This window comes from Olleya sp. NP1-10 (assembly GCF_055804415.1).
The window spans coordinates 2,089,472-2,097,500 of record NZ_CM147840.1; the positions used below are offsets into that span (position 1 = coordinate 2,089,472).

General features: G+C 31.5%; 8 protein-coding genes and 1 rRNA gene (1 of these 9 only partly in view). 4 read left to right on the forward strand and 5 right to left on the reverse strand.

Annotation, left to right across the window (positions count from 1 at the left end):
* Nucleotides 1-117 precede the first annotated feature (117 nt).
* The 3 genes from AC0L4B_RS09650 (at nucleotide 118) to AC0L4B_RS09660 (ending at nucleotide 2,801) form a co-directional block, all read left to right on the forward strand.
* Nucleotides 118-1,302: an asparagine synthetase B gene (locus AC0L4B_RS09650; RefSeq protein WP_473439426.1), complete on the forward strand. Its 1,185-nt coding sequence runs from the start codon at nucleotides 118-120 to the stop codon at nucleotides 1,300-1,302.
* Nucleotides 1,303-1,444: 142 nt separating this feature from the next.
* The gene (locus tag AC0L4B_RS09655) at nucleotides 1,445-1,714 is read left to right on the forward strand and encodes an EF-hand domain-containing protein (RefSeq protein ID WP_473436734.1); all 270 of its coding nucleotides are present in this window, start codon (nucleotides 1,445-1,447) and stop codon (nucleotides 1,712-1,714) included.
* Nucleotides 1,715-1,724: 10 nt separating this feature from the next.
* On the forward strand, nucleotides 1,725-2,801 hold the full coding sequence (locus tag AC0L4B_RS09660) for an adenylate/guanylate cyclase domain-containing protein (RefSeq protein ID WP_473436735.1): 1,077 nt from the start codon (nucleotides 1,725-1,727) through the stop codon (nucleotides 2,799-2,801).
* On the opposite strand, the gene AC0L4B_RS09665 is transcribed toward AC0L4B_RS09660, so the two are convergent.
* The 5 genes from AC0L4B_RS09665 to thrS form a co-directional block, all read right to left on the reverse strand.
* On the reverse strand, nucleotides 2,791-3,606 hold the full coding sequence (locus AC0L4B_RS09665) for an HAD family hydrolase (RefSeq protein WP_473436736.1): 816 nt from the start codon (nucleotides 3,604-3,606) through the stop codon (nucleotides 2,791-2,793). The genes AC0L4B_RS09660 and AC0L4B_RS09665 overlap by 11 nt on opposite strands.
* Before the next feature lie 160 nt (nucleotides 3,607-3,766).
* A complete protein-coding gene (rplT, locus tag AC0L4B_RS09670) occupies nucleotides 3,767-4,111 on the reverse strand; it encodes a 50S ribosomal protein L20 (protein ID WP_028289874.1) in 345 nt (114 codons plus the stop codon).
* A 111-nt stretch (nucleotides 4,112-4,222) separates the two neighbouring features.
* Nucleotides 4,223-4,420: a 50S ribosomal protein L35 gene (rpmI, locus tag AC0L4B_RS09675; RefSeq protein ID WP_028289873.1), complete on the reverse strand. Its 198-nt coding sequence runs from the start codon at nucleotides 4,418-4,420 to the stop codon at nucleotides 4,223-4,225.
* A 62-nt stretch (nucleotides 4,421-4,482) separates the two neighbouring features.
* Complete coding sequence (gene infC / locus AC0L4B_RS09680; protein WP_261975673.1) at nucleotides 4,483-4,992, reverse strand: translation initiation factor IF-3; 510 nt, start codon at nucleotides 4,990-4,992, stop codon at nucleotides 4,483-4,485.
* A gap of 70 nt (nucleotides 4,993-5,062) precedes the next feature.
* Nucleotides 5,063-6,997, reverse strand: a complete 1,935-nt coding sequence (gene thrS, locus AC0L4B_RS09685; RefSeq protein ID WP_473436737.1) for a threonine--tRNA ligase — start codon at nucleotides 6,995-6,997, stop codon at nucleotides 5,063-5,065.
* 757 nt (nucleotides 6,998-7,754) lie between these two features.
* Here thrS and AC0L4B_RS09690 point away from each other — a divergent pair.
* A 16S ribosomal RNA gene (locus AC0L4B_RS09690) occupies nucleotides 7,755-8,029 on the forward strand (it continues 1,245 nt past the right edge of the window).

Sequence of the window (8,029 nt, forward strand, 5' to 3'; positions counted from 1 at the left end):
ACATTTTTAAGTATCTTTCATACTTATTAAATCACTTTTTAAATGAAAAAATTAACAGTATTTATAATCCTGTTTCTATTTGTAAATCAAATATTTGCATCTTACATCCTAATTCCAATGGATGCAGAGACGCAAAAAAATCATTTAAAAGCTTACGGAATAACCTATTGGACGTTAAATAAAAATCTTAAAGTTAAATGGTTATTAAATTATAGAGGTGGTTCTTTTTTAGTTCCTGATAGTCCAGAAATACAACGCGAATGTCAAATTAGAGGTGTAAGTTTTGAGGTCATTTCAGACACTAAAACACAACAAATTCTTCAAGAGATTGCTAGTCCAAGTAAAAATATGGAAGCAGTAGTTTTAGAAAAAGCACCAAAAATTGCTGTTTATACACCAAAAGGTAAATTACCTTGGGATGACGCAGTAACTATGGTTTTAAGCTATGCCGAAATCCCTTACGAAACAATCTATGATGAAGAAGTCTTAAAAGATGAACTTTTATTATACGATTGGTTACACTTACATCACGAAGATTTTACAGGTCAATACGGTAAATTTTATGTTCGTTATCGTCAAGCAGCATGGTACATTCAAGAAAAACAAGACGCTGAAGCTTTAGCAACAAAATTAGGTTACAAAAAAGTTTCTGAAGAAAAACGAGACGTGTCACTAAAAATTAGAGATTATGTTGTTGGTGGTGGATTTATGTTTGCCATGTGTAGTGCGACGGAGAGTTTTGATATCGCACTTTCAGCTCAATTATTAGACATTTGCGAACCCATGTTTGATGGTGACGGAAGCGATAATAATTACCAATCAAAAATAGATTTTTCTCAAACCTTTGCTTTTAAAGATTACACTTTAGAGCGCAGTCCAGTAGTTTATGAGTTTTCTAGTATAGACATGACCATGAAACGCAAAATTCCAAAAGAAACTGATTATTTCTCTCTTATGGATTTCTCTGCAAAATGGGATCCAATACCAACTATGTTATGTCAAAATCATACCGCTTTGGTTAAAGGTTTTATGGGACAAACAACCTCATTTACAAGAGAACAAATAAAGTCCAATGTTCTGGTCATGGGTGAAAATAGAACCAATGGAGAAGCAAAATACATACACGGAATTAAAGGAAAAGGTTTCTTTACTTTTTACGGAGGACACGATCCAGAAGATTATACACACCAAGTTGGAGATCCCAAAACCGAACTTGAGTTACATCCAACATCACCAGGTTACAGATTAATCTTAAATAATGTATTATTTCCAGCAGCAAAAAAGAAAAAACAAAAAACTTAATTTTTGGGCGTTACCACAATGGTCAGGCTGTCAAGGCTCGCTCTCTGCGAGGAGCTCAAACAAACCTTTCCATCCTTAACGCAAAATACGCCAACGTTTAGTTTAAAAATATTAAGCCAATAATACCTAAAACTTATAGTTAATGTCAACAAAAGCAGATATACTTAAAAAAATAGAAATACTAATAACCAATCACTTTCAGTCACCAAAAAATGCATTCGATTTTTTTGATGAGAATGGTGACAAAAAACTATCAAAAGCAGAAATTAAAAACCTCTTACAAGAAGCAGAAATAAGTGGTTTTATTAGAGGTATAGTCGCTTCAAAATTGATAGAAGGTTATGATGTAGATGGAGACCAATTAATAAGTTGGTCAGAATTTAAAACAGCAATAGACGAAATAGCACTTTAAAAACTCTATCTTGAAACAAGCAATAATAGAATTCTTCAAATTACAAATAGTAACTATAATCTTTTGGATATTATCATTCTGTCTTTTCATTACTATTCGTTATTTCGAAATAGGAACAGAAGGAGGGAAGGCATTTGTTAGTAATTATGACGAAGTTATACCAATAACAGAATGGTTACACTTTAGCGTTTTAGTTGGTGCTGTTGTTGGGTTTTTTTATGGAATAATAGAGTTTATCTCTGATAAATTATTACTAAATAAATTTTCAACAGGATTATTAATATTATTTAAATCAATTGTCTATTTAGTTTTATTAATACTGTTAACAAGTTTTGTAGTGGGTTTAATTGAAGTTCAAATAGACAGAGACCTTCCAAATGAACTCGCTTGGTGGATTCAAAATAAAGTGTTTTGGCTTATTGTAGTCTATTTTATTATATGCTCATTAATATTTTCTTTTCTAAAAATAGCAAAAGAAAATTTTGGTCATGGTGTTTTATTCAATCAATTGATAGGTAAATATAAAAGACCAAGAGAAGAGCGTCGTATTTTTATGTTTTTAGATTTGCAAGGCTCTACAACAATAGCCGAACAATTAGGTCACCTAAAATACAGTCAATTAATTCAAGAATGTTTTTATGATCTAAACACAGTATTAAATAATTTTAATGCTAACATTTATCAATATGTTGGTGATGAAGCTGTCATTAGTTGGACATTTGATAAGGGAATAAAACAGAATAATTGTGTTGAATTGTTTTATAAATTTCAGGATAAATTAGCAAAAAAAGAAAAGCTCTATTTAAAAAAGTTTGGATTACTACCCAAGTTTAAAGCTGGATTACATGGCGGAACACTAATAGTTACAGAAGTTGGAACTATTAAAAAAGAAATTGCTTATCATGGAGATGTGATTAATACATCTGCTAGAATACAAGGTGAATGTAATAAGTACAATCAAAACCTTTTAATATCAGAGTATTTGTTACAACAATTAAATCTTAATAAATATAAATTAGAGTCTATTGGTAATATAGCTTTAAGAGGAAAGGAGGAAGAGCTTAACCTATTCTCAATTAACAAATAGGTTGTTTTAAACTTTCAATAAGTTGTTTAATTATAACTTCTACACCATTATCGTTGTTACTTTTTGTTAAGTAGTTTGCAACTGCTTTTACATTAGGATGTGCATTTTCCATAGCATAACTAAAATGACCCAGTTTTAACATTTCCAAATCATTGTTGTAATCTCCAAAAACCATGGTTTGTTCTGGAGCAATATTATATAACTTTTGTATATAATTGATAGCATATCCCTTATTAGCTATATTTTCAGAAATATCTACCCAATGGTTAGCAGATACTTTTACTTTAAAATCAGCTTCAAGATGTTTAACTTCTGGATAAATATATTGCTCACTGCTTTTTTCATGATATAAAGCTATCTTATATACATCTTCTTCAATTTGACTAACATCATCAATAAATTGATAGTTAGTATAATATTCACTTAACAAATTCATCAATTTATCAGATTTGCTGACCACGTATGCCTTGTTTTGTGTACAAAATACAGGATGAGCATCAGGTATACCTTCAACTATATTAGCAATAGTTATTAAGTTTTCTGTTTCTAGTGTATTAGATATAAATAAGTCATCTTGTTTTATAGCTAAACCACCATTTTCAGAAACAATTATTATATCATCTTTTATAGCACCAAGTTTATCAATCATACTATAATAAGGTCGTCCACTAGCTGCGACAAATAATATATTGTTTGCTTTCAAAATTTTAAATAGCTCAAAAAACTCAGTACTAACTTCGTGATTAGAATTTAATAAAGTACCATCTAGATCTGAAACAATTAATTTAACTTGGTTTAATTTCATAAATATTTTTATAATACTGTAAAACTAAATCTATTGTTTGATTTAGAGTAATTTTAATAGTTAAGTTATATTTAAAAAGCATAAAAAAATCCGATTCAATTAAGAATCGGATTTTCTATGTTATAAGCGAAGTATTGTTATACAAATGGCAAAATGCCTTTTATTTTACTTTATTCACAATTGCTTCAAAAGCATCTGGGTTGTTCATTGCTAAATCAGCTAAAACCTTACGGTTTAATTCGATATTGTTAGCTTTTACTTTTCCCATAAATTGTGAGTATGACATTCCATGTAATCTAGCTCCTGCGTTAATACGCGTGATCCATAATGCACGGAAAGTTCTCTTTTTATTTCTACGGTCTCTGTACGAATATTGCATCGCTTTATCAACCGCATTTTTTGCTACTGTCCAAACGTTTTTACGACGTCCAAAGTAACCTTTTGCTTGTTTAAGCACCTTTTTTCTTCTGGCTCTTTTGGCAACAGAATTTACTGATCTAGGCATAATTTAAATTGTTTTTTTGTAGTAGGCGGTTAATATAATTAACACTTTTTGTAAATCTTAGTTTGCCTAACTCCAGGGTTTATAAATAATTTGTAACCAATTAAGGTAATGTTACTTTAAACGCATCATTACTTTAATATTGTTCTCATCCGCTTTGTGTACTAATGCACTGTGCGTTAGAGCAAGCTTACGTTTTTTAGACTTCTTTGTTAAGATGTGACTCTTAAACGCGTGCTTTCTTTTAATCTTACCAGTACCAGTTAGCTTGAAACGCTTCTTAGCACTAGATTTAGTTTTCATTTTAGGCATTTTGTTTCCTAGTTTTATTATTTCGCTTATAATATTTTAGTACTGATCTTTTCAGTATCTATTTACTTTTTAGGAGCAATAAACATTGTCATACGTTTTCCTTCAAGTCTTGGCATTTGTTCTACTTTTCCAAATTCTTCCAAATCTTGAGCTAAACGTAATAATAATATTTGTCCTTGCTCTTTAAACACTATTGATCTTCCCTTAAAGAAAACAAAGGCTTTTAGCTTTGCTCCTTCTTTTAAGAATTTTTCGGCGTGTTTCTTTTTAAACTCGTAATCATGGTCGTCTGTTTGTGGACCAAATCGAATTTCTTTGATAACAACTTTTGTAGCCTTAGATTTTAATGCTTTTTCCCGCTTCTTTTGTTCGTAAAGAAACTTCTTGTAATCCATTATTTTACATACAGGTGGATCGGCTTTAGGCGAAATTTCTACCAAATCAAGTTCTTGCTCTCGGGCAAATTCTCTGGCTTGTTTTGCGGTATAAATTCCTACTTCAACATTATCTCCAACTAGACGCACTTTTTCTGCTCTAATCTTCCCATTAATGTTGTGTTGATCTTCCTTAATGATTCTTGCTGGACCTCTTGATCTTTTTCTACGTATTGCTATGACTTATATATTTTAGTTAAACTTTATTTTAAAATTGTTTTTTCGTCTTATTTATTTCTGTTTTGACAATTTCTGCAAATTCATCTACACTAATCGTGCCTAAATCTTCTCCACCATGTTGTCTTACAGATATTTTGTTTTCTGCTTCTTCTTGCTCACCTATGATAATCATATAAGGTGTTTTACTCATTTCGGCTTCTCTTATCTTCTTACCAATAGTTTCACTACGGTTGTCTACAATTGCGCGAATTTCGTGATTTTCTAGCAAAGTTAAAACTTTTTCTCCGTATTTCTCGTATTTCTCGCTAAGAGTTAACACAGAAACTTGATTTGGCATTAACCAAAGTGGAAAATTACCACCTGTATGTTCTAATAAAATTGCTATAAAACGTTCAAGACTTCCAAAAGGAGCACGATGTATCATCACTGGTCTGTGTGACTCATTATCACTTCCTTTATAAGTAAGGTCAAAACGTTCTGGTAAATTATAATCTACCTGAATAGTACCTAATTGCCATTGTCTACCTAAAGCATCTTTTACCATAAAATCTAATTTAGGACCATAAAAAGCAGCTTCGCCAGTTTCTATAACATAATTTAAATTTTTGTCTTTAGCAGCATTTATTATGGCTTGTTCTGCTTTTTCCCAGTTTTCAACACTTCCTATATATTTCTCTGGCTTTTCCGGATCGCGTAAAGAGACTTGAGCGGTAAAGTTTTCAAAACCTAAAGATCCAAACACATATAATACTAAATCTATAACATTTTTAAACTCAGTATCTAGTTGGTCAGGTGTGCAAAATATGTGTGCATCATCCTGAGTAAAACCTCTAACTCTTGTTAAACCGTGTAATTCTCCACTTTGTTCATATCTATATACTGTACCAAATTCTGCAAAACGTTTTGGTAAATCTTTATAAGACCATTGTGCACTGTTATAAATTTCACAGTGGTGTGGACAGTTCATGGGTTTTAATAAAAACTCCTCACCATCTTTAGGAGTGGTAATCGGTTGGAAACTGTCTTCACCATATTTAGCATAATGACCAGAAGTTTCATAAAGTTCCTTTTGTCCAATATGTGGTGTAACAACCATTTCATATCCTGCTTTTTTCTGAGCCTCTTTTAAAAAGTTTTCTAAACGCTCTCTTAAAGCAGCTCCTTTTGGTAACCATAAAGGTAAACCTTGACCTACTCTTTGAGAAAAAGTAAAAAGTTCAAGTTCTTTACCCAGTTTTCTGTGATCACGTTTTTTTGCTTCCTCCAATAACGCAAGATATTCTGTTAATTCTTTTTGTTTAGGGAAAGATGTACCATATACCCTAGTTAATTGTGGCTTGTTTTCATCACCTCTCCAGTAAGCTCCTGCAACAGATAAAATCTTGACAGCTTTAATAATCCCAGTATTTGGTATGTGTCCACCACGACATAAATCTGTAAATGTTGAATGATCACAAAACGTTATCGTGCCATCCTCAAGGTTTTCAATTAATTCAGTTTTATATTCATTGTCCTTATATAATGACAAAGCATCAGCTTTAGATACAGATCGCATAGCAAACTCATGTTTACCTCTAGCAATCTCTAACATTTTATTTTCAATGGCCTTAAAATCTTTATCACTAATAGATGTATCACCAAAATCAACATCGTAATAAAAACCATTATCAATAGCAGGACCAATTGTTAATTTGCTTTTAGGGTATAACTCCTCAATAGCTTGAGCTAAAACATGAGCAGAACTATGCCAAAAAGCTTTTTTCCCTTCGTCGTTTTTCCAAGAATAAAGTACAAGAGATCCATCAGTGGTTAATTCGGTCGAGGTTTCAACCGTTAAACCATTAAAACTTGCCGAAATAATATTTCTAGCCAATCCCTCACTAATACTCTTAGCGACATCCATCGGAGTGCTCCCTTGTTCAAAGGATTTTACACTACCATCGGGTAAAGTTATTTTTATCATCAATATCAAAATTAAGTCACAAATATAATATGATATTAATAGACTAGCAATACTACATATAAGTATTACACAATAATTTTTAATATTTAGACCAATTAAGGCGTTCCCCAAGGGTCGGGCTATCACTACTCGCTTTTTTTATTAAAGTAAACGGCTAGATTAAAAGTTTGTTTTCATGCTAAAAGTATAATCCTATGTAATAAAGATTGGAATATAAAAAAAGAGCTCAAACAGACCGTTCTATCCCTAACGCGTTGACAATCAATAAACACAATTTCAAAGTAGCCAAACACTGACATATAATCAAAGAACAACATTAAAAAAACACAATAAAATCTCAAGAGATAATCAACTGATTACAAGCTGTTAAAAAGCAATATTAAAATTAAATTAAAAAAAAGATTAAAATAAGTGTTGGTAGAATGGAAAAGGGTTGTATATTTGCACCCCGAAAACGACGTAACCTATTAAAAGTTATTTAGTTTCAGGAAAACGTTCTAAAGTAGTTATTGAGAGTTTTAAAATAAAAAAATATTTTTTCATTTAAAACTTGTGGGATTAAAAAAAGCGAATTATATTTGCACCCGCTTAAGGAAATAACATCTTAAGAGATACAGAAAAGTTCATAAACATATTGAATTGACAGCGTAAGAACTAAATTGGAAACGATTTAATTCAAACAAGAGAATAAACCATTTTGAGTATTTTTAAACAGCTTTAATTGTTAAGCATATTAGTGGAAACACTTAAAAATTTAACGATGAAGAGTTTGATCCTGGCTCAGGATGAACGCTAGCGGCAGGCTTAACACATGCAAGTCGAGGGGTAACATTTTAGCTTGCTAAAGATGACGACCGGCGAACGGGTGCGTAACGCGTATAGAATCTACCTCTTACTAAGGGATAGCCCAGAGAAATTTGGATTAATATCTTATAGTATGTTGACTTGGCATCAAGATAACATTAAAGGTTACGGTAAGAGATGACTATGCGTCCTATTAGCTAGATGGTGTGGTAACGGCATACCATGGCG